Origin of the sequence: Stenotrophomonas maltophilia group sp. Smal32 (assembly GCF_030237085.1) — a bacterium.
GTDB classification, from domain to species: Bacteria; Pseudomonadota; Gammaproteobacteria; order Xanthomonadales; family Xanthomonadaceae; genus Stenotrophomonas; species Stenotrophomonas maltophilia_Q.
Map to the genome: position 1 here is coordinate 19,328 of NZ_JASJSI010000031.1, position 21,112 is coordinate 40,439.

General features: G+C 67.2%; 18 protein-coding genes, 1 pseudogene and 1 riboswitch. Of the genes and pseudogenes, 7 read left to right on the forward strand and 12 right to left on the reverse strand.

Annotated elements, in window-relative coordinates:
* The first annotated feature begins 2 nt into the window (after nt 1-2).
* Nucleotides 3-1,946: a MacB family efflux pump subunit gene (locus QRO91_RS09880; RefSeq protein ID WP_049430467.1), complete on the forward strand. Its 1,944-nt coding sequence runs from the start codon at nt 3-5 to the stop codon at nt 1,944-1,946.
* A gap of 157 nt (nt 1,947-2,103) precedes the next feature.
* On the opposite strand, the gene QRO91_RS09885 is transcribed toward QRO91_RS09880, so the two are convergent.
* The 7 genes from QRO91_RS09885 to QRO91_RS09915 all read right to left on the reverse strand — a co-directional run bounded on the left by QRO91_RS09885 (nt 2,104) and on the right by QRO91_RS09915 (nt 10,129).
* Nucleotides 2,104-3,264: a M23 family metallopeptidase gene (locus tag QRO91_RS09885; RefSeq protein ID WP_049430466.1), complete on the reverse strand. Its 1,161-nt coding sequence runs from the start codon at nt 3,262-3,264 to the stop codon at nt 2,104-2,106.
* Between the two features lie 64 nt (nt 3,265-3,328).
* Entirely contained in the window at nt 3,329-5,038 is a 1,710-nt protein-coding gene (locus tag QRO91_RS09890; RefSeq protein ID WP_285310375.1) for a PAS domain S-box protein, read from the reverse strand.
* Between the two features lie 120 nt (nt 5,039-5,158).
* Nucleotides 5,159-5,353, reverse strand: coding sequence for a hypothetical protein (locus QRO91_RS09895; protein ID WP_049430465.1), 195 nt, complete (start codon nt 5,351-5,353; stop codon nt 5,159-5,161).
* Entirely contained in the window at nt 5,353-5,988 is a 636-nt protein-coding gene (locus QRO91_RS09900) for a DNA-3-methyladenine glycosylase (RefSeq protein ID WP_049430492.1), read from the reverse strand. Before QRO91_RS09900 ends, QRO91_RS09895 begins: the two co-directional genes overlap by 1 nt.
* 72 nt (nt 5,989-6,060) lie before the next feature.
* Nucleotides 6,061-7,020: a cation diffusion facilitator family transporter gene (locus QRO91_RS09905; RefSeq protein WP_049439609.1), complete on the reverse strand. Its 960-nt coding sequence runs from the start codon at nt 7,018-7,020 to the stop codon at nt 6,061-6,063.
* Between the two features lie 69 nt (nt 7,021-7,089).
* Nucleotides 7,090-7,674, reverse strand: coding sequence for an AprI/Inh family metalloprotease inhibitor (locus QRO91_RS09910; protein ID WP_049430461.1), 585 nt, complete (start codon nt 7,672-7,674; stop codon nt 7,090-7,092).
* Nucleotides 7,675-8,236: 562 nt separating this feature from the next.
* Nucleotides 8,237-10,129, reverse strand: a complete 1,893-nt coding sequence (locus QRO91_RS09915) for a patatin-like phospholipase family protein (RefSeq protein ID WP_049429762.1) — start codon at nt 10,127-10,129, stop codon at nt 8,237-8,239.
* A gap of 194 nt (nt 10,130-10,323) precedes the next feature.
* Between QRO91_RS09915 and QRO91_RS09920 the strand changes: the two genes are divergently transcribed.
* The 4 genes and pseudogenes from QRO91_RS09920 to pncA all read left to right on the forward strand — a co-directional run bounded on the left by QRO91_RS09920 (nt 10,324) and on the right by pncA (nt 14,646).
* On the forward strand, nt 10,324-11,373 hold the full coding sequence (locus QRO91_RS09920) for a bifunctional nicotinamide-nucleotide adenylyltransferase/Nudix hydroxylase (RefSeq protein ID WP_049429763.1): 1,050 nt from the start codon (nt 10,324-10,326) through the stop codon (nt 11,371-11,373).
* 64 nt (nt 11,374-11,437) lie between these two features.
* A pseudogene (locus QRO91_RS09925) lies at nt 11,438-12,846 on the forward strand (nicotinate phosphoribosyltransferase).
* A gap of 89 nt (nt 12,847-12,935) precedes the next feature.
* Nucleotides 12,936-13,153: riboswitch (cobalamin riboswitch) on the forward strand.
* Between the two features lie 138 nt (nt 13,154-13,291).
* The gene (locus QRO91_RS09930; RefSeq protein ID WP_049429765.1) at nt 13,292-13,963 is read left to right on the forward strand and encodes an epoxyqueuosine reductase QueH; all 672 of its coding nucleotides are present in this window, start codon (nt 13,292-13,294) and stop codon (nt 13,961-13,963) included.
* A gap of 56 nt (nt 13,964-14,019) precedes the next feature.
* Nucleotides 14,020-14,646 (forward strand): bifunctional nicotinamidase/pyrazinamidase, encoded by a 627-nt coding sequence (pncA, locus tag QRO91_RS09935; RefSeq protein ID WP_197620499.1) that lies wholly within the window; start codon nt 14,020-14,022, stop codon nt 14,644-14,646.
* Nucleotides 14,647-14,744: 98 nt separating this feature from the next.
* On the opposite strand, the gene purU is transcribed toward pncA, so the two are convergent.
* Nucleotides 14,745-15,596 (reverse strand): formyltetrahydrofolate deformylase, encoded by an 852-nt coding sequence (gene purU / locus QRO91_RS09940; protein ID WP_049429870.1) that lies wholly within the window; start codon nt 15,594-15,596, stop codon nt 14,745-14,747.
* 114 nt (nt 15,597-15,710) lie between these two features.
* Between purU and QRO91_RS09945 the strand changes: the two genes are divergently transcribed.
* Complete coding sequence (locus tag QRO91_RS09945; protein WP_049429767.1) at nt 15,711-16,622, forward strand: LysR family transcriptional regulator; 912 nt, start codon at nt 15,711-15,713, stop codon at nt 16,620-16,622.
* A 3-nt stretch (nt 16,623-16,625) separates the two neighbouring features.
* Here the strand turns inward: QRO91_RS09945 and QRO91_RS09950 are convergent, their stop codons facing one another.
* From QRO91_RS09950 to QRO91_RS09960, 3 genes are all read right to left on the reverse strand, one after another.
* The gene (locus QRO91_RS09950; protein WP_197620495.1) at nt 16,626-17,726 is read right to left on the reverse strand and encodes an NADH:flavin oxidoreductase/NADH oxidase; all 1,101 of its coding nucleotides are present in this window, start codon (nt 17,724-17,726) and stop codon (nt 16,626-16,628) included.
* A gap of 159 nt (nt 17,727-17,885) precedes the next feature.
* Nucleotides 17,886-18,692, reverse strand: coding sequence for an NAD-dependent protein deacetylase (locus tag QRO91_RS09955; protein WP_100443743.1), 807 nt, complete (start codon nt 18,690-18,692; stop codon nt 17,886-17,888).
* Nucleotides 18,693-18,747: 55 nt separating this feature from the next.
* The gene (locus QRO91_RS09960) at nt 18,748-19,149 is read right to left on the reverse strand and encodes an acyl-CoA thioesterase (RefSeq protein WP_004153688.1); all 402 of its coding nucleotides are present in this window, start codon (nt 19,147-19,149) and stop codon (nt 18,748-18,750) included.
* A gap of 154 nt (nt 19,150-19,303) precedes the next feature.
* Between QRO91_RS09960 and QRO91_RS09965 the strand changes: the two genes are divergently transcribed.
* Entirely contained in the window at nt 19,304-19,939 is a 636-nt protein-coding gene (locus tag QRO91_RS09965; protein ID WP_197620493.1) for a LysE family translocator, read from the forward strand.
* A 132-nt stretch (nt 19,940-20,071) separates the two neighbouring features.
* Here QRO91_RS09965 and QRO91_RS09970 read toward each other — a convergent pair whose 3' ends face one another.
* Nucleotides 20,072-21,091 carry a ribonucleotide-diphosphate reductase subunit beta gene (locus QRO91_RS09970; protein ID WP_049429771.1) on the reverse strand — a complete coding sequence of 340 codons (1,020 nt, stop codon included), beginning with the start codon at nt 21,089-21,091 and terminating at the stop codon, nt 20,072-20,074.
* Nucleotides 21,092-21,112: the final 21 nt, after the last annotated feature.

Consider the following 21,112-nt stretch of genomic DNA (forward strand, 5'->3'; position numbering starts at 1 on the left):
ACATGACCGACGCACTGCTGGAACTGCATGGCGTATCGCGCAGCTACCGCTCGGGTGCTGGCGAGATTGTGGTGCTCAAGGACGTTTCCCTGCGCATCGACGCCGGTGAATTCATCGCCATCATCGGCCCGTCGGGTTCGGGCAAGTCAACGCTGATGAACATCCTCGGCTGCCTGGACAGGCCGACCGAGGGCAGCTATCGGGTGAACGGCGAGGCCACCGAGCAGATGGCTCCGGATACGCTTGCACGGCTGCGCCGCGAGCATTTTGGTTTCATCTTCCAGCGCTACAACCTGATGGAGAACCTGAGCGCTACCGAGAATGTAGCGCTGCCGGCGGTCTATGCCGGCATGGAGGCGGAAGCACGCACGGCCCGCGCGCGCAGGCTGCTGGAAACGCTCGGCCTGGGTGAGCGCACCGCGAACCGGCCGAGCCAGCTGTCCGGTGGCCAGCAGCAGCGCGTGTCCATTGCCCGTTCGCTGATGAACGGCGGCGCCATCGTGTTGGCCGATGAGCCGACAGGGGCGCTGGACCATGCCAGTGGCCAGCAGGTGATGGCCGAACTGAAGCGCCTGCATGCACAAGGCCACACGGTGATCCTGGTCACGCACGACGCGGCGATCGCGGCCAACGCCAAGCGATTGATCGAGATCGCAGACGGCCGGGTGGTGGCCGACCGCGGTGAGCGTGGCCCGGCTTCTGCATCTGTAGTGACCGCGCCCGATCGCGGTGTTCCATCAGTTACCGAGCGCCGCGCACGCATGGACGCCATACGCGAGGCCACGCGGATGGCCGTGCGGTCGATGCTGGCCCATCGCCTGCGCACTCTGCTGACCATGCTCGGCATCATCATCGGTGTGGCGGCCGTGGTGACGGTGGTGGCGCTGGGCAAGGGCGCCCAGGCGCAGGTGGAATCACAGATAAACGAACTCGGTGCCAGTACGCTGGAGATCTTCCCCGGTGCCGATTTCGGCGACCCCCGCTCGGCAGAGATCGAGACACTGGTGGTCGGCGACGCGGATCATCTTGGGGCGTTGAGCTACGTGGACAGCGTCAGCCCGAACCTGACCGGATCAGTGGCTGCCCTGCAGGGCAGCCGTCGTGCCAACACCCAGGTGCTGGGCGTGGGGGCCGACATGCTGCGCGTGCGTGGACTGCGACTGAAGGCGGGGCGCTTCTTCACCGGCGCTGAAGTGAGTGAGCATCGTGCGCTGGGTGTGGTCGACCAGAAGGCCGCCAAGGCGCTGTTCACGGGCAACCCGATCGGCAGCACGGTGCTGCTGGGTGGCATGCCGGTGGAGGTGATCGGCGTGGTGGGGGCCAATGCATTCGCTGGCGGCGCAACCCCCACGGTCTACGTGCCCTACACCTCGGCGGCGTCGCGACTGCTGGGCAGCCAGCGCCTGGAGAGCATCACCGTACGCGTGCGCGACAATGTACCTACCAGCGCCGCAGAGGCCTCGCTGGGTGCCGAACTGGAGCGCCTGCATGGTCGCCGCGATTTCTTCATCTACAACGCCGACCAGATCCGCAGGGCAGTGATGAAGTCCAGCCAGACCCTGGCGGCGCTGGTCTCCGCCATTGCTGCGGTGGCGCTGGTGGTGGGTGGGGTGGGGGTGATGAACATCATGCTGGTGTCGGTGAAAGAACGCGTGCGCGAGATTGGCGTGCGCCTGGCCGTGGGCGCGCGGCAGGGTGACATCCTGCGCCAGTTCCTGATCGAGGCGGTGCTGATCTGCCTGTTCGGCGGCGTGCTGGGGGTGCTGCTTGCATTCGGCGTGGGGGCGCTGTCCAGCCTGCTGTCGCTGGGTGTGCCGTTCCTGTTCACCGCCGGGCCAGTGCTGGCTGCGCTGGCGTGTTCCTCGGCAATCGGGCTGGGCTTTGGCTACTTCCCGGCACGCAGTGCAGCGCAACTGGACCCCATCCAGGCGCTGGCGGCCGAATAGGGCCGCACCCGCTGCTGGAACCTGTAGAGCCGAGCCCGCGCTCGGCTGCTCTTCGGCCTCTTCGGCCTCTTCGGCCAGGCCACGATGAGCGCCGCGCGCAGCAAGCCGAGCGTGGTCTCGGCTCTACAGGAGCGGCGCTGGCGGCGGGGTGGGTGTGTCAGCGCGGCGGGAACTCAATGACGATGTCGTTCAGCGGCAGCTGACTCCCATGCTGCGCGGTCGCGCCGGGTGTCCAGGCCTCCCCTTGGCCGAACAGCTGCGCTTCGCTTTCAGGGCCGAAATCGTTGAAAGCCTGGAAGACATAGGGGATGCCCTCGGAGCCTTCGAACGTTGCCTTGTTGGAGAGCTGGAAGTGCAGATGCGGGGCGGCGGAGTTGCCCGACTGCCCAAGCTGGGCCAGCGCCTGTCCGCGCTGGACGCGCTGCCCGGGTTCCACCTTGATGCTGCCGGTGCGCAGGTGGGCGTAGCTGGCAAAGATGCCCGGTGAAACTTCCAGGACAACGTAGTTGCCAAACAAGCCATCCGCCGTGAGCGAGGCGGGTTCCGGTTGCGCGGTCAGGGGCGCATGTTCGGGTTGCCCGTCACGTGTCGCGCGCACGATGCCGTCGGCCACGGCCAGCACGGGTGCTGCGTAGCCCACCCAATCCGAATGGCGGGTGTGCTCCAGATCGCTGGCCGTTGGGCGCACGGCGCGCCCCTGTTCGTCGACGCCGACCAGATCGAGCGCGAAGCGCTGCGGAATGGTCAGGTCACCATTCACTGCCACCAGGCTGCCCCAATGGTGTGACTGCGCCGCGCCGGGCCCTTCATGGGCAAGCCATCGGCCACCCCGTAGGGGCGGGCCGAGCGCCATCACCTTCGCCGCGCTGACCGCAACAAGGGCGCCGTCCAGCGCCACGCTGCCGTGGTGCTCGGTGCCCAGCAGCATGCGGTGCCGGAGGGTATGCGGCACGCGATCGGCGGCGGGCAGTGACAGCCACAGGAACACCACCAGGCGCTTGCCCGGTGCAATGGATATCGCCCCATCCTCTGAAGGCGATGGCCGTACCCAGTGGCGCAGGGCAGGGCCATCCAGGCTCAGCAGCGGAATGCTGGAATCGTCGCCGAACACCTGCAGCGATTGCGGCAGCAGCGCACCGGTATCGCCGTAGTAGTTGGTGATGTGCAGCTCGTAGGCCAGATGGCGCAGGCCGTCGCTGCCGACGAAGGGCGTCGGCGCGAAGGGTACCCGTGCTTCAACCGGTGCAGGGGCTGGTGCTGGCATCGCAGGAAAAGGAAGGAGCAACAGCAGCAGAGCCAGGCAGACACTGCGGATCATACGTGTTCCCCCAGGCCGACGGTGGCCGCTGCCGAGCATAGCGCCACGCCGGGGGCTCGAGGTATCAGGGCGCCGGCCGGGGATGCTGGCGCACCCGCGCGCGTTCCCGATACAGGCGACTGTCGGCACGCTGCAGGGTATCGGCCACCGATTCGCCCGGGGTGTGGTGGGTCGAACCGAGCGAGAACGGCGTCGGTGACTGTCCGGCCTTCTGCACATACCACAGTTCCAGCGCGGCCAGCCGTCCGGGTTCCGGCGCGGTCAGCACCACCATGAATTCGTCGCCGCCCATGCGCACCACGTGCTCCGCCGCACCCAGCGGGCCACGCAGGAAAGCGACGAACTCGACCAGCACCGTGTCACCCCGCGCATGGCCTTGGGTGTCGTTGATCCGCTTGAAATGATCCAGATCGAACATCAGGCAGGCCCATGGCTGGTCCGCCAATGCGTCCAGCCGAGGCAGGAAGCGTCGGTTGTAGCTCTGGGTGAGCGGGTCCTTCAAGGACATCTCGCGCAATTGCTGTTCCTGCATCCGCAGCGCCGTCACGTCCTGCGCATGGCCCAGCACGTACGGCGGACTGGCCTCGTTGTCGAGCACATTGTGATAGGCCCAGAAATGCCGGGTGCCGTCCGCAGCGATCAGCTCGATGACGCCAGCATCGGTGTGATTCACCGCAATGCGCTCGAGATAGGCCTTGAAAGCGGCGCGCTTGTCCGGCGGCATCAGGTCACACAGGCTGCGCCCGATCATCTGGCTCTCATGGAAGCCCAGTGACTGCACGGCGGCCGGATTGACCGATGTCAGCACGCCGTCCAGCGTGTGGGTGCAGATCAGGCCAAGGCTGTAGTGGAACAGGCGCCGGTAGCGTGTTTCGCTGGCTTCCAGGGCATCCAGTGCCGCGCGCTCTTCGGTGATGTCCTGGATGGCCCCAACCAGCCGCGGGCGTCCATCTACCTGCTGCCGCCCACCGACCACCCGGGTCCAGATCGCGCGCCCGTCGGCGGTGGTCATTGGCAGCTGCACCTCCCAGGACGTGCCTTCGTCGATGCAACGCTGCACTGCCGCGCGGATGATGTTGCGGCTGTCTTCGCGATAGAACGACAGCGCGGTGTCGAGCGTCGGTTCAAAGTTGCTGCGCACGCCGTGCAGCTGCTTGGTCTCACGGGTCCAGCGCACTTCGTTGGTGACCAGGTCCATCTCCCAGCCACCCACCCGTGCTGCGCGGTTGGTGCGTTCCAGGAAGTCCTCGCTGCGCTTCAGCTCTCGATGCAGGGCCTTGGCCTGTCCAACCTGGGCCATCAGCGTGCTGCGCTGCTCCAGGACCTGGGTGGTGACCCGCGCCAGATGCACCATCAGTTCGCGCTGGGAGGGAGACAGCACGCCGGGCATCGGGTCGAGCAGGCACAGCGTGCCAATGCGTGCACCATGGGCCGAGCCCAGCGGGATGCCGGCGTAGTGCCGGATGCGCGGCCCGGCGGTCACCAGGGGATTGGTCGAGAAGCGAGGGTCCTGGCGCGCGTCGGGTATTTCGAACAGCTCGTCGTGACGGATCGCATGCGTGCAGAAGGAGATCTCGCGGGCCGTTTCGGTGACGCCCTCCAGCCCGATATTGGCCTTGAACCACTGCCGGTCTTCGGCCACCACGGTGATCAGTCCCATGGTCATGCCGGTCGCGGCGCGGGCGGCGGCGACGATGGCATCGAACACTGGCTCAGGGGGCGTATCCAGCAGGTGCAGTCGTTCGATTTCGAGCAGACGTTCGGCTTCGTCCATGGCGCTTTTCAGGGCTGGGTAGCGAGGGCGGTTGCGGCGGCTGGCTGGCGCTACGCTTGTGCGCACGGCGATATGTATCGCCATGGCGGAGTGATGCCGATGTGAGGTGGCCGCGCCCGCTCAGTGTTGTTGGAGCGATGCCTGCAGGGCGGTGGCCAGTGCGGCATCGCCGGATAGCAAGTCCTGCCAGCGTAGCGTGATGCCCTTGCGTCGCCCCTTTCCGACCAGCTTGAGGCCTTCGGGGTCCACGGTGAGGGTATAGGGCCGGCCATCGATGTCCAGTTCGCGACGCAGTGGTTTGTCGAGCGGGGTCATCATCGTTTCCTCGCAGGGGCGGGAGTACGACGTGGCTGGATCGATACGTGACGATTGTCACGTATGTGCCAGCGCCAAGGGAAATCGACAGCGCGGGTAATGCCGATGCGTGGACCCACTACCGGGTCGGACGGAGGCGGGGTCCCATCGCTTGCGATCATGATGCCATGGCTGCCGGTCACCAGGTCGGCGCCGTCGAAACTGCGGTCCAGCCCGAATGCCTGCGAGAGCTTGCCGGGGCCGCTGGCCAGATCGTGGTCCCGGCGCGCGGTGGGGCGCAGCTCGTGCATGCGCTCAAGGCCTGCCAGCGGCTCGACGGCCCGCAGCAGCACCGCCACGCCGTCACCGACCTCTCCGCAGACCACGTTGCTGCCCCAGTGCATGCCGTAAGTGAAGTAGACATACAGGTGGCCGGCCTCACCGAACATGCTGGCCGTGCGCGGCGTCTGCCCCCGATAGGAGTGCGCCGCCGGATCGACGCTGCCCGCGTAGGCCTCGACTTCAACGATGCGACCGGCTCGGCCATCGTTACGGACCAGAAGTTTGTTGAGCAGCTCGGGCGCAACCTCGACGGGCGGGCGCCGGTAGAAGCTGCGCGGGAGGATCTGAAGAGAGGCGGGCAACCAATCCGGCACGGTAGAGGCAGGCTCGGGCAAATGTTGGTGGGACTGTGGCATTGGACTGGTGAAACGGGCGCAGGCGCAGCGTCATTCCGGCGCGGGCGGCGCCGCCAGCGTGGCGCGCCGGGCGGCATAGACCTCGGGCGTCTGCGGTTTGATGAACAGTGCCACCAGTTCCGGATACTCGCGCTTTACCGCCGTTTCGATGCGGGTGATGCAGGCTTCAATCTGTGGGGTCTGCCGATCGTCCTCGAACTCGGCGCTGAGCATGGCCACCACCTGTTCCGGGCCCATCTGCATGGTGGTCACGCCATTGGCGCGGCGCAGGTCCGGATCGGTTTCGGCCACCGCCATGATCCGCTCGGCCACCGCGGGGTGGGCAGGCTCTCCAACCAGCAGGCCCTTGGTTTCACGGGCCAGGAGGAAGGCGGTTGCGGCCAGCACGCCGGCGATGCACAGCGACGCCACACCATCAAGCACCGGCATATCCAGCACCTGCGCGGCCACCAGGCCGATCAACGCGAAGCCCAGCCCGAGCAACGCAGCGCTGTCTTCCAGCAGTACGGTGAAGGTGGAAGGGTCCTTGCTGCGGCGGAAGGCTTCGAAGTAGCCAAGTTTGCCTTTGGTACGCCGGAACTCCCGCAGCGCCACCCACCAGGAGGCCCCCTCGAACAGGATGGAAATGCCCAGCACGCTGTAGCTCAACGCATGATTGGTGGCCGGCTCCGGCCGGCGGATGTGCTGGATGCCCTCGTACGCCGAGACGCCGGCGCCAGCGGCGAACACCAGCAGGGCGACGATGAAGCTCCAGAAGTACAGCTCGCGGCCATAGCCGAATGGATGGACCGGGTCCGGCGCCTTGCCGGCACGGCGCAGTCCATACAGCAACAGCAGTTCATTAAGGGTGTCGACCAGCGAATGCACGCCTTCGCTGAGCATGGCCGAGCTGCCGGAGATGCCGGCAGCGATGAACTTGGCGATGGCAATGGCGAGGTTGCCGGCGAGTGCGGCATAGATGACCAGGCGGGAACCGGTGGGAGCGGACATTTCGGCAGCGGGGTGAGGCGGACGCCTGATCTTCCCGTTCAGCGCGTGCCCACTGCGTGCACGGTGCGATCAGCGTCCCTTGGGATTGAGATACAAACGCGCCCCATCCGATTCACGGTACCCCGTCCAACGCCCGCCTCCCGACGCGCGGAACCGCCCGAACACCGTGTTGCTGGTGTCGGTCAGCTGCAGCTGGTTGCCCGACAGCACCCAGCGGTTGGCCGAGAAGAAGCCATCCGGGCAGCCGGCAGGCACATAGGCATTGTAGCCGCCGAACCACTCGATGTTCTTCAGCTCGATGGTGCAGGTGCTGCCGTTCTCCTGGCCCAGTGTCCAGCTGCCGAACAGGTCGCTGTCGCGCAAATCGCGGCCGCCACGGTGGCGGTCTTGGCGCCAGTCGTCGTTGTCGTCGTGGGAACCGAAGCCCACGACGATCTCTTTGCTTCCGCTGCGTGACTCGGACTGCGAGATGCCGCTGGTGGTGGTCTGGGTGGTCACCGCGCCACTGCCCTGGGTCTGGGTGCTGCTGGATTGCGTGGTCTGGTCGGTGTGGGTGGTCTGTCCGCCGAAGCCGAACGAGGCGTCCTGGGCGAGGGCGGGCAGGGCCAGGCAGCACAACGCGGACAGGCAGGTACGGGCGAGCACGGCAGCCATTGCAGCATCCTCGGAAGGGTGGACCGCGCGAGTATCGAACCGGTGGGGCGGGAGACGGTGTGAGGGTGTGCCCTGGGGCAGCCCAGCGAAGGCTGGGTGCTGTCTGCTGAAGGGTAGTGGCGGCCCCCGCCCGCCGCCCCCGTGGGGCCCCCAGACCCAACGAAAACGCGCCACCGCCCGCCCCAAACCCCCCCCCCACACCCGCACGAACGACGCACACCTCCGCCACCCCCACCAAGACCAATTCTCGGCCCAACCCCAGCACGCCCCTGACGCTGCATAACCAGACCGCCCCCCCCCTCAGCGAGCGGCCCGTCGTAGGCGGAAGAGCAGGGAATTACACGGGAAAGCCCACCCCCCCCACCCCCCCGCCACCCGCACCCACCCCGCCATCGACAGATCTCCGCGAGCTGTCAAAACGGCATCCTTTGCTGCTGTGGGTAGGTGTCGACCTTGGTCGACACGCTTGATCCACGCCACGCGTGGATGCTCTTCGATGAATGTTCGAAATGCTCGACTTCAACGGGGTTCCATCCACGCATGGCGTGGATCTGCTACCCGGTCAGTAGATCGGCGTCACCTTCATCTGCGGCAGCGGGCGTGGTGCGCCGTCGGTCAGGTCCGGGCCAAGGTCTTCCCAGGTGCGGCCCTGCTCGACCATCTGCGCCCACAGCTGCTGCGAGCCGCGACGCTTGTCGTCCGAGCCCAGCTTGTACGACGGCGGTGCCGGTTCACCCCGGGCGACCATCGAATAGGCCGCGCGGTAGGCCAGCACCTGCTGCGCCGGGTCGTCGGTACGCGCCACTTCCAGCGTGTAGCGCTGGTAGGCCGAGGCCAGGTTGCGCCAGCGGATCCAGTAGTGGTTCTCGAACGAGAACGAACAGAAGCGCGCACCGGCCAGGCTGCCCTTGTCGGCGATGCGGGTGAGCACCTCCTGTGGCATGTCCAGGTTCATGCCGCCTTCGTCGCCCTGCAGGCTGACGTGCACGATGCGGTCGCGGTAGCCCGGCGCGCGCGCCTGCAGCAGATCACGCCAGTTCTGCATGGTTGCCACCACCGCGAACAGAAAACGCCCCAGTTCCGCAGCCGCCAACGGCGTGGCGATCGACTGGTAGGTGCGCTGCCAGCCATGCCGGTTTTCGGTGGGCAGGAACACCGCGTGTTCCAGCGCCTGGCGGCCACTGCTGCCCTGGTTCACCTCTTCGGCGTGCTGCGGGTAGACCAGATTGATGGCGAAGGTCGGCCAGCGCGGCAACGCGGCATCGAACAGATGAATCGGGAAGTTGCTGCTGATGCCGCCATCGGAGAACCAGCAGATGCGGAACGCGGTGATCACCGGGCCGCAGGCCTGCCCGGCACTGGTCAGCCCTTCCATGCTGTCGGCCACGTTGTGCTCGGGGTCGGCCGCTGGCGCAGTCGGATCGCAGCGACGCTCGCGGCGCGAAGGTTCGTGCAGCGGCACGGCGCTGATCAGCAGCGGGAAGCTCAGGCTCATGCGCGTGGCCACCAGCACCGGCAGCTGCGGGCCCGGCGGCAGGTGATAATACTGGCGCCCCTCCACCTCCAGCGGCGGGCCAGCCTGCTTCACCAGCCACTGCACCACGCTGGCCGGGAACAGCTGCTCGAATTCCTCGCGCAGGAACCAGAACTGCGCGCCGCCCAGCGGCAGCGTACGCGGCTCGTTGTGCGACACGCAGGTGGTGATCATCTGCAGGCTGATCGCATGCGGGCTGTCCGGCTCGCCGGCATAGCGCGGCGCGTCGTGCAGGTCGGCGAAGGTGAGCGGTGCATCCAGCGGCTTGCCGGACAACTGCTGCAGGCATTCGTGCAGCCACTCGGTCAGTGCCGGCGTGCGTGCATCGCGGCCGAGTCCACTGCACAGGCCCAGCAGATTGCGTCGCGCCACGCGTGCCACACGCAGCGCGGCACCGGCCACACCCGCACCATACGCACACAGCAGCGACGGCAGCAGCGTGGCCGCCACGCCGCTCCAACCACCGCCCCACCAGCCCAGGCCGAGCAATAGCGCCAGCGACACCAGCACTTCCAGCGGTGCGATCTCGAACACGGCAACGGCCAAGCACAGCAATTTGTGCGGCAGGCTGGCATTGCCGGTCAGCACCACCAGCAGCCGATAGGCCGCGCGTGCGCCGCGCGCCGGCTGGAACAGGCTGTAGATAAAGCCGCGCCGCGACAGCTGCGCCGATACCGCCGACAACCCACCATAGCCGGCATCGCCGGGCAAGTGCTCACCGGCCTGCTGGCGGCGATCACCGCAGGCCGCCGCAGCCGCCACCGCCGCAGCGATGGCGCCGGCCGAAGTGCCGCCGATGCTCTTGAATCGATACTCGCGCGCCAGCGCCAGTACCGCATTGGGGTACACGATGCCGCTGGTGATGCCGCCTTTCATGACCAGATCGCAGTACTTGTCTGCCACTGTCTTGCCCCCGAGCATGCCGTCCGCCGCGTGGGTGCCAGTATGGCGCAGAGGCTTCTCAGGGCCTGAGAACACCACCGCAGTCCGAGCAGGAATCTGCGGCGTTCAGCCGATGGCATGCCTGCAGGCTTGACCCGCCCCGCCATCGGCGTAGCATCTGCAGCAAGCCAAGGGACAGACCTGCGGCTGCCACAACGACATGAGGGATTCTCATGGAATTCGACTATCTCGTCTTCATCGGGCGTTTCGAGCCCTTTCACAACGGCCACGCCGCCGTTGCGCGCCTGGCCCTGAGCCGGGCCCGCAAGCTGATCTTCCTGGTCGGCTCTGCCGATACCCCCCGCAGCCTCCGCAATCCCTGGACCGTGGCCGAACGTGCCGTGATGATCCAAGCCGCCCTCGACGGCCATGGCGACCGCCTGCTGATCCGCCCGCTGCGTGACCACCTGTACAACGAAGCCCAGTGGATCGCCAACGTGCAGCGCCAGGTGGCCGAGGCCCTGCGCAACGACGGCGCCGCGGCCGATGCCAGAGTCGGCCTGATCGGCATGGACAAGGATGCGTCCAGCTACTACCTGCGCGAGTTCCCGCAGTGGCCGCTGGTGGACGTGCAGCACACCGCCACGCTGTCGGCCACCGAACTGCGGCGTTACCTGTTCGAGGCCGGCGACGTGGACTTCCACGGTGCATTGCTGATGCTGCGTGGCAATGTGCCGGCGCCGGTCTTCGACATGCTCGAAGCGTTCCGCAAGAGCGCGCCGGCCTATGCCCAGCTGGTGGCCGAGTACCGCTTCATCGAGCAGTACAAGGCCGCCTGGAAGGATGCGCCCTACGCGCCGACCTTCGTCACCACCGATGCGGTGGTGGTGCATTCGGGCCACGTGCTGCTGGTGCGCCGCCGCTCGGAACCCGGCAAGGGGCTGTGGGCATTGCCCGGCGGTTTCGTCGGCCAGGAACAGAGCCTGCTCGACAGCTGCCTGCGCGAACTGCGCGAGGAAACCCGGCTGAAGATCCCGCTGCCGGTGCTGAAGGGGTCACTGAAGGGCCAGCAGGTCTTCGACCACCCCGACCGCAGCCAGCGCGGCCGCACCATCACCCACGGTTTCCACTTCGAATTCCCCGCCGGCGAGCTGCCGCCGGTGCGCGGCGGCGATGACGCCGACAAGGCGCGCTGGGTACCGGTAAGTGAAGCCCTGGACATGGGCCCGCAGCTGTTCGAAGACCACCTGCACATCCTGGAGTATTTCCTCGGCCGCGGCTGACAGGCCCGGCCTCCTCACTGGCGGATAGACCGCCGGTGCCACCCGACGCGAAGGAGCTTCCGTCATGCACTACCTCGATAATCTTCTCCTCAACACCGACAGCTACAAGGCCAGCCACTGGCTGCAGTACCCCCGGGTACCGATGCCACGTTCTTCTACGTCGAATCGCGTGGCGGCCTGCACGATCGCACGGTGTTCTTCGGCCTGCAGGCGATCCTCAAGGACGCACTGGCACGGCCGGTCACCCACGCCGACATCGACGACGCTGCTGCGGTGTTCGCCGCGCATGGCGAACCGTTCAACGAGACCGGCTGGCGCGATATCGTCGACCGGCTTGGCGGCCACCTGCCGGTACGCATCCGTGCCGTGCCCGAGGGCAGCGTGGTGCCCACCCACCAGGCACTGATGACGATCGAGTCGACCGATCCGGCCGCGTTCTGGGTGCCGTCGTACCTGGAAACGCTGCTGCTGCGGGTGTGGTATCCGGTCACCGTGGCCACCATCAGCTGGCACGCACGGCAGACGATTGCCGCGTTCCTGCAGCAGACCAGCGACGATCCGCAGGGGCAGCTGCCGTTCAAGCTGCACGACTTCGGCGCGCGCGGTGTATCGAGCCTGGAATCGGCCGCGCTGGGCGGTGCCGCGCACCTGGTCAACTTCCTCGGCACCGATACCGTATCGGCCCTGTGCCTGGCCCGCGCGCACTATCACGCGCCGATGGCCGGCTATTCGATTCCCGCCGCCGAGCACAGCACCATCACCAGCTGGGGCCGCGAGCGTGAAGTGGACGCCTACCGCAACATGCTGCGCCAGTTCGGCAAGCCCGGTGCGATCGTGGCGGTCGTGTCGGACAGCTATGACATCTACCGCGCGATCAGCGAGCACTGGGGTACCACCCTGCGCGATGCAGTGATCGCCTCGGGCGCCACCCTGGTCATCCGTCCCGACTCGGGCGACCCGGTGGAGGTGGTGGCCGAAAGTCTGCGCCGGCTGGATGAAGCGTTCGGCCACGTGATCAACGGCAAGGGCTATCGCGTGCTCAACCACGTGCGGGTGATCCAGGGCGATGGCATCAACCCGGATATGATCCGCGCCATCCTGCAACGCATCACCGACGATGGCTACGCCGCCGACAACATAGCCTTCGGCATGGGCGGCGCCCTGCTGCAGCGACTGGACCGCGACACGCAGAAGTTCGCGCTGAAATGCTCGGCGGCACGGGTCGACGGTGAGTGGGTCGATGTATACAAGGATCCGGTCACCGATGCCGGCAAGACCAGCAAGCGTGGCCGCATGCGCCTGCTGCGCCGCCTGGGTGACGGCAGCCTGCATACGGTGCCACTGCCGGCCAACGGCGACGACACCCTGCCGGTCGGCTTCGAGGACGCGATGGTGACCGTGTGGGAGAACGGGCACCTGCTGCACGACCAGCGGCTGGACGACATCCGCGCGCGGGCTGCGGTGGGACGTTGAAGGTACGTCCCGCCCGGGGTCGGATCCCGTTGCAGCGCAACGGGCTCTGCCCCCTTGACCCTGGCCAGCAACCCGTCCACCGTGGGCGCGCCGAAGGTATCCCTCCAGGCGTTCACGCGCGGGGAGGGATTTAAACGGGAATCCGGTGAAGGCGCCTCACGCGCCCATTCCGGAGCTGCCCCGCAGCGGTGAATGGAAACGAATCCTGCCAACAGCACTGGGCTCACGCCTGGGAAGCGGCAGGGAGTAGGTGGGCTGCGGCCCGTGTCCATCAGCCCGAATACCGGCCCCGGCCGGGGGACACGACCGTCCCCTGATTCGACCTGGACTCTCCGCGGGGAGGGTGCCGGGGCCGTCGTCGTCCTGCGCGCGCAGGCGGTGTGGCCGCGCGCGTCCTGTTCACGGTATCCGGCCAGCCCACTTCCACGCCCTGACGCACCCGACGATGACCGAGTTCCAACGCCCCGCCCTGACCCTGCCCGCCGACGGCAAGCGCCTGCTGCTGCATTCGTGCTGCGCACCCTGCTCCGGCGAAGTGATGGAGGCGATCACCGCCTCCGGGATCGACTACGCGATCTTCTTCTACAACCCCAACATCCACCCGGTGAAGGAATACGAGCTGCGCAAGCAGGAGAACATCCGCTTCGCCGAGAAGCACGGCATTCCGTTCATCGACTGCGACTACGACACCGACAACTGGTTCAGCCGTGCGCGCGGCATGGAGAACGAACCCGAGCGCGGCATCCGCTGCACGATGTGCTTCGACATGCGTTTCGAGCGCACCGCCCTGTACGCGCACGAACACGGTTACGACACCATCAGTTCTTCGCTGGGCATCTCGCGCTGGAAGAACATGGCGCAGATCAACGACTGCGGCATCCGTGCCGCGTCGCGCTATGAAGGCCTGCAGTACTGGGACTACAACTGGCGCAAGGGCGGCGGTGCCAGCCGCATGATCGAGATCAGCAAGCGCGAGCAGTTCTACCAGCAGGAGTACTGCGGCTGCGTGTATTCGCTGCGCGATGCCAACCGCCATCGCCGCGAGAACGGCCGCGAACGGATCAAGATCGGCCTGCTGTACTACGGGCAGGACGCTGGGACGCCGCAGGGCGATTGACCTGTGCCGCCGGGGCGGCCACGCTGGTCGCCCCTTTGCGTTGTAGTGGATCTGCCATGACCGCCCTGCCCGCCGACGTCGCCCTGCTGGTGATCGACCTGCAGCCGGACTTCATGCCCCGTGGCGCGCTGGCCTGCGACCAGGGCGATGCCCTGGTGGCACCCATTGCAGGGCTGCTGGCGCAGCGCCGCTATCGCACGGTGGTGGCCACCCAGGACTGGCACCCCGCCGATCACGCCTCATTTGCCAGCCAGCACCCCGGCAAGCGTCCGTTTGAGACCATCCTGCTGCACGCACAGCCACAGACCCTGTGGCCCGACCATTGCGTGCAGGGCAGCGACGGCGCCGCGCTGCATCCGGGCGTGGACTGGACTGTGGCTGATCTGATCCTGCGCAAGGGCACGCGCCAACAGGTGGACTCGTACAGCGCCTTCCGCGAGAACCATGGCCCCGATGGCGAGCGTCCTGCCACCGGCCTGGCCGGTTGGCTGCACGAGCGCCGCATCCGCGAAGTGCATGTCTGCGGCCTGGCCCGCGACTACTGCGTGCTGTGGAGCGCGCAGGACGCAGTGAAGTCCGGCTTCCGGGTGAAGTTCCTGTGGGAGCTGACCCGACCGGTGACCGACGCCAACGATGCGATGGTGCGCGAGGCGCTGGGCAAAGCAGGGATCGCGATCATCTGAGTTGCCCTGTAGAGCCGAGCCATGCTCGGCTCATCCGTCAGATTCACGGCCTTGGGCCGAAGTGCAGCCGAGCATGGCTCGGCTCTACAGAAAGGCCCCTACCGGAATACGACGGTGCGATGCCCGTTGAGCAGGATGCGGTGCTCCACATGGCGGCGAACCGCGCGTGCCAGTACCAGCGATTCGGTATCGCTGCCCAGCCGCACCAGCTCGCGCGGTGCCATCGCGTGGTCCACGCGGGCCACGTCCTGTTCGATGATCGGGCCTTCGTCCAGATCCTCGGTGACGTAGTGCGCGGTGGCACCGATGATCTTGACCCCGCGCGCGTGCGCCTGGTGATACGGCTGCGCGCCCTTGAAGCTGGGCAGGAAGCTGTGGTGGATGTTGATCGCACGGCCGGCCAGTGCGCGGCACAGCGTGGGCGACAGGATCTGCATGTAGCGCGCCAGCACCACCAGGTCGATGCGCTCGTGCTCGACGAGGTCGATGATCTGCTGTTCCTGCACCGCGCGCGTTTCGGCGGTCACCGGCAGGTGGTGGAACGGCACCTGGTAGGACGCGGCCAGCGGCGCGAAGTCGGCGTGGTTGGACGCCACTGCCGCGATGTCCACCTTCAGCTGGCCACTGTGGGCGCGGAACAGCAGATCGTTGAGGCAGTGGCCCTGCTTGCTGACCAGCACCAGCAGGCGTGCGCGGCGGCGGCCATCGTGCAGCTGCCAGTCCATGCCGAAGCCTTCGGCGAGCGCGGCCATGCTCGTGTGCACGGTCTCCAGCGGCAGCCCGGCGTCGCGGTCGAAGTGCACGCGCAGGAAGAAGCGGCCGCTTTCCTCGTCACCGAACTGCTGGGCGTCGAGGATGTTGCAGCCGTGGTCGAACAGCAGGCCGGACACGCGGTAGACGATGCCGGTACGGTCGGGACAGGACAGGGTAAGAATGGAATCGGGGCGCATCCCCCGAGTGTAGGGCAGCGCCGCGTCCGCCGGATCGATGGTCACCGATGCAACCGAACAGCTTGGTTCAGTCCCAAGCGATACTTGGGTGTACCCGTGGCAAGCTGGTTGGTCATGAACCTGTTGCAACTGATCCGCAGCTTCACCCGCACCGCAGAGACCGGCAGCATTGCCGCCGCGGCCCGCATCCTTGGCATCAGCGCCACCGCTGTCGGCCAGAACATCAACCGGCTGGAGGCCCATCTGGGCGTGCGGTTGCTGAACCGAAGCACGCGGCAGCTGGCTCTCAGCGAGGCCGGCGCGCTGTACCTGGCGCAGGTGCGCCACATCGAAGCCGACCTGGCGCGTGCGCAGGCCATGGTCACCGCCGGCGACATCGAACCGGCCGGGCCACTGCGCATCGCCAGCAGCAGCGCGTTCGGCCGCCACGTACTGGCGCCGTTGCTGCCGTCACTGCAGCAACGCTACCCGCAACTGCAGCTGGAACTGCGCCTGACCGACCGTGCCGTGCAGCATGGCCCTGAAGCCGTGGATGCCAGCATCCGCATCGGCGCACAGCTGGAGGACGGCGTGGTCGCACGGCAGCTGGCGCGCGTACCGTTCGTGTTCTGCGCCTCGCCGGCCTATCTGAAGGCGCACGGCACCCCGCGGCAACCCTCCGACCTGGGCAGCCATCGTGGTCTGCTGCACCGCTTCCCCACCGATGGCCGGCCATTGCGCTGGGGCCTGCTGAAGGACGGCCAGCGCGTGGACGCCGCGCTGCCACCAAGCATGGTCTGCGATGACATCGATGCGCTGGCGACGCTGGCGGCGGCCGGTGCCGGCATCACTCGATTGGCTGCGTTCGTGGCCGAGCCCTACCTGCGCGATGGCCGCCTGCAGGCGGTGTTCGGCGCCGATACCGCGTGGCGCCCGGAACCGATGGAGGTCTACTTCTGCGTCAGTGACCGCCGCGACTTCACCGCCAAGATCCGCGCGCTGTTCGAACACCTGCAGGCCGGCATGGCGCCCGCCTGGCGGGTGTGAGCCTCAGCGTGCCTTGAACACGCCACGCGCGTCGCGCGGCTCGCAGCGCAGGTACTGCGGCGCCGGTACCACGCTCTCGCGCAGTGCAGCTGCGGCATGCCACGGCCAACGCGGGTCGTAGAGGATGCCGCGCGCCAGGGCCACGGCATCGGCGTGGCGATGGCGCAGGATCGATTCGGCCTGTTCCGGTTCGGTGATCATGCCCACCGCGATGACCGGCATGCGCACCTTGGCCTTGATCGCCGCCGCGAACGGCACCTGGTAACCCGGGCCGACGGTGATCTTCTGGCGCTCGTCCAGGCCGCCGCTGGAGACATGCAGGAAATCGCAGCCGCGCGCGTCCATCACCTGCGCCAGCGCCTCGCTCTGCACCAGATCCCAGCCGCCATCGACCCAGTCGCTGGCGGAGATGCGCACGCCCACAGCGACCTTGTCCGATACCGCCGCACGCACGGCGTCGAACACTTCCACCAGCAGGCGCAGGCGGTTGGGCAGCGAGCCACCGTAACCATCGGTGCGGCGGTTGCTCAACGGCGACAGGAACTGATGCAGCAGGTAACCGTGCGCGGCGTGCAGCTCGATCAGTTCGAAGCCCAGGCGCTCGGCACGCACCGCGCTGGCGGCGAAGGCGGCGATGACGTCGGCGATGCCGGTCTCGTCAAGTTCCTGCGGCGCTGGATCGGCGGCATGGAACGGCAGCGGCGACGGCGCCACCGTAGTCCAGCCACGGGTATCGTCGGCCGGCAGCTGGCCGCCGCCGTCCCAAGGCCGGTTCACCGAGGCCTTGCGGCCGGCGTGGCCGAGCTGGATGCCCAACGGCATCGGCGACCAGCGGCGGACGCTGGCCAGCACCTGTGCCAGCGCGGCTTCAGTGCCATCGTCCCACAGGCCCAGGTCGGCCCAGCTGATGCGGCCGCGCGGTTCGACGGCGGTGGCTTCCAGGATCAGCAGGCCGGCACCGGACTGCGCCAGGTTGCCCAGGTGCATGGCGTGCCAGTCGCTGGCGCGGCCGTCCTCGGCGGAGTACTGGCACATCGGCGCGATGACGATGCGGTTGGACAGGGTCAGGGGGCCGAACGAAATCGGCGAAAACAACTGGCTCAAGACGGTGATGGACGACGAAGGGGTGCGTATTGCACCGCCGCACGGCCTGCGAATCAACCGTCTGGATGGATCGCTGTTTCGCGCGGCCTGCTGAAGCCGAGCGTGGGCTCGGCTCTACAGAAACCAACACCCCCTTGTAGAGCCGAGCCCGCGCTCGGCTCAGCCCGCCACCCAACCGGCCAACGCCTCGGCGCAGTCCCGCTCGTCCTTGAACTGCAGCAGGTCGTCGGCACGGGTACGGCCACGATTCAGCGCCGCCACCGGCAACCCTGCCTTCGCGGCCGCCTGCACGAAGCGGAAGCCGGAATAGACCATCAGCGACGAGCCCACCACCAGCACGGCATCAGCCTGTTGCAGGTGGTCATGCACCGCCGCCACGCGTTCACGGGGCACGTTTTCGCCGAAGAACACCACGTCCGGTTTCAGCAGGCCGCCGCAGGACGGGCAATCGGGCACCACGAAGCTGGAGAAATCGGTCTCCAGATCGGCATCGCCATCCGGGGCGATGCCGGCCTCCAGCGCGTCCCAGCCCGGGTTGGCGTCCAGCAGGCGCTGCTGGAAGTCCTCGCGGCCGCTGCGGCGTTCGCAGCCCATGCAGCGCACCTGGTCCAGGCGGCCATGCAGGTCGATCACGTTGTGGCTGCCGGCGCGCTGGTGCAGGCCATCCACGTTCTGGGTCAGCAGCACCTGCAGCGTGCCGCGCGCTTCCAGGGCGGCCAGGGCCTGGTGGGTGCCGTTGGGCCGGGCCAGGCCGAAGCGCGGCCAACCCAGCAGGCTGCGCGCCCAGTAACGCTGGCGGGTGGCCGCCTCGCCCATGAAGGCCTGGTAGGTCACCGGCGGCGTGCGTTTCCACTGGCCGTCGGCATCGCGGTAGTCGGGAATGCCCGAGGCAGTGCTGCAGCCGGCGCCGGTCAGCACGAACAGGCGCTGGGCGCGGTCGATGAAGTCGGTCAGCGGCGGGGTCATGGGAGCCAGATGGGGGCGCGTGGGCGCCCCCGCAAGCGCTGGTCAGTTGGCCGGGTCAGGCCGCCGGCAGGGGCGGCACCGCGATCGGGTGGCCTTCCTCGTCCAGCGCGATCATCACGAAGTGGCCGCGGGTACACAGCTTGCGCTCGCCGCTGTGCAGGTCCTCGGCGACCAGCTCCACCTCGACCTTCATCGAGCTGCGGCCGACTTCGACGATGCGGCCGATGGTCTCGACCATCTGGCCGATGCGGATCGGCAGCTTGAAGTCGACCTGGTCGCTGCGCGCGGTCACCACGGTGCGGCGTGAGTAGCGGGCGGCGGCCAGGAAGGCGGCCTTGTCCATCCACGCCAGCGCCTGGCCACCGAACAGGGTGCCGAGGTGGTTGGTGTGGTTGGGGAAGACGATTTCGGCCATGCGCACTTCGGTGGGCGGCACGGTCTCGGGAATCGGGGTCATGGGAGCGGCTTCGGTGTGTGGGGTCCCGTGATTTTATGCGACCGGCGTGACGGCCATCGGAACGAATGTGCAATGGCCACCTGGCAGTGGTGCCTGCGCAGGCCGCGTCCATGGCAGGCGCTACACTGCGCCACGACCACCGCCAGGACCACCCATGCCCGCCACTTCCGACCTTCTGGCCTTTGCACTGATCTCGCTGGCCATGGTGATCACGCCCGGGCCGAACATGATCTACGTCATCTCGCGCTCGATCTGCCAGGGGCCGATGGCGGGACTGATCTCGCTGGGCGGGGTGGCGCTGGGCTTCGTGTTCTACATGCTGTGCGCGGCGCTGGGCATCACCGCCCTGCTGATGACGGTACCGTTCGCCTACGACGCGCTGCGCATCGGCGGCGCGCTGTACCTGCTGTACCTGGCCTGGCAGGCGCTCAAGCCGGGTGGCCGTTCGCCGTTCGCGGTGCGCGACCTGCCGCAGGACAGCCCGCGCAAGCTGTTCACGATGGGCTTTCTGACCAATCTGCTGAACCCGAAGGTGGCCGTGATGTACCTGTCGCTGCTGCCGCAGTTCCTGCACCCGGACGGCGAAGGCAGCGTGCTGATGCAGTCGATCGTGCTGGGCTCCACCCAGATCCTGGTCAGCGTCAGCGTGAACGGTATGATCGCGCTGACTGCAGGCAGCATCGCCGGCTTCCTGGCTGCGCGCCCGACCTGGCAGGCGGTGCAGCGCTGGCTGATGGGCACGGTACTGGCCGGGCTGGCGGTGCGAATGGCGGTGGAAGGGCGGCGGTAACCGCCCTTTGTAGAGTGGAGCCATGCTCCACTGCTGTTCGCGAAGATCAATCGAGCATGGCTCGACTCTACAGAAACGAAGAACCCCGGCATTGGCCGGGGTTCTTCGTTGCGGCAGGCCTGACCGGTTCGATCAGAAGTTCATGTCGAAGGCCACTTCGCCCTGCACGCCCACCTGGTAGGCCGAGACGCGGCGTTCGAAGAAGTTGGTCAGCTCCTGCACATCCTGCAGTTCCATGAACGGCAGCGGGTTGCGCACGTTGTACTTCTTTTCCATGCCCAGCTTGGCGAAATGCTGGTCGGCGCAGTGCTGCAGGTACTGGCGCATGTCGCGGGTCGAGATGCCGGCCACGCCGCCGGACAGCACGTCCTCGGCGAACTGCACTTCGCATTCGATGGCTTCGGCCAGCATGTCGTAGACCTGCTGCTTCATTTCATCGTCGAACAGGTCCGGCTCTTCCTCACGCACCACGCGCACCGACTCGAACGCGAACTCCATGTGCGCGCTCTCGTCGCGGAACACCCAGTTGGTGCCCGAGGCCAGGCCCGGCAGCAGGCCGCGCGAACGGAAGTAGTACACGTAGGCGAACGCAGCGAAGAAGAACAGGCCTTCGATGCAGGCAGCGAAGCAGATCTGGTTGAGCAGGAACTGGCGGCGCTGTTCGCGGGTCTCGATGCGGGTCAGGCTCTGGATCGAGTCGATCCACTTGAAGCAGAAATCGGCCTTCTTCTTGATCGAGTCGATGTTCTCCACCGCCGAGAACGCCTTGGCGCGCTCTTCCGGATCCGGCAGGTAGTTGTCGAGCAGGGTGAGGTAGAACTGCACGTGCAGCGCTTCTTCATACAGCTGGCGCGACAGGTACATGCGCGCTTCCGGCGCATTGAGGTGCTGGTACAGGTTCAGCACCAGGTTGTTGGACACGATCGAGTCGCCGGTGGCGAAGAACGCGACCAGGCGGTGGATCAGGTGGCGCTCACCCGGCGACATCTTGCTGTGCAGGTCGGTGATGTCGATCTGGAAGTTGATCTCTTCCACCGTCCAGGTGTTCTTGATCGCGTTCCGGTACATGTCATAGAACTGCGGGTAGCGCATCGGGCGCAGGGTCAGTTCAAAACCGGGATCGAGCAGCATCTGCTTGGGCTTGTCGGCCATGGGTGTTTCCTTGTCTTCTCG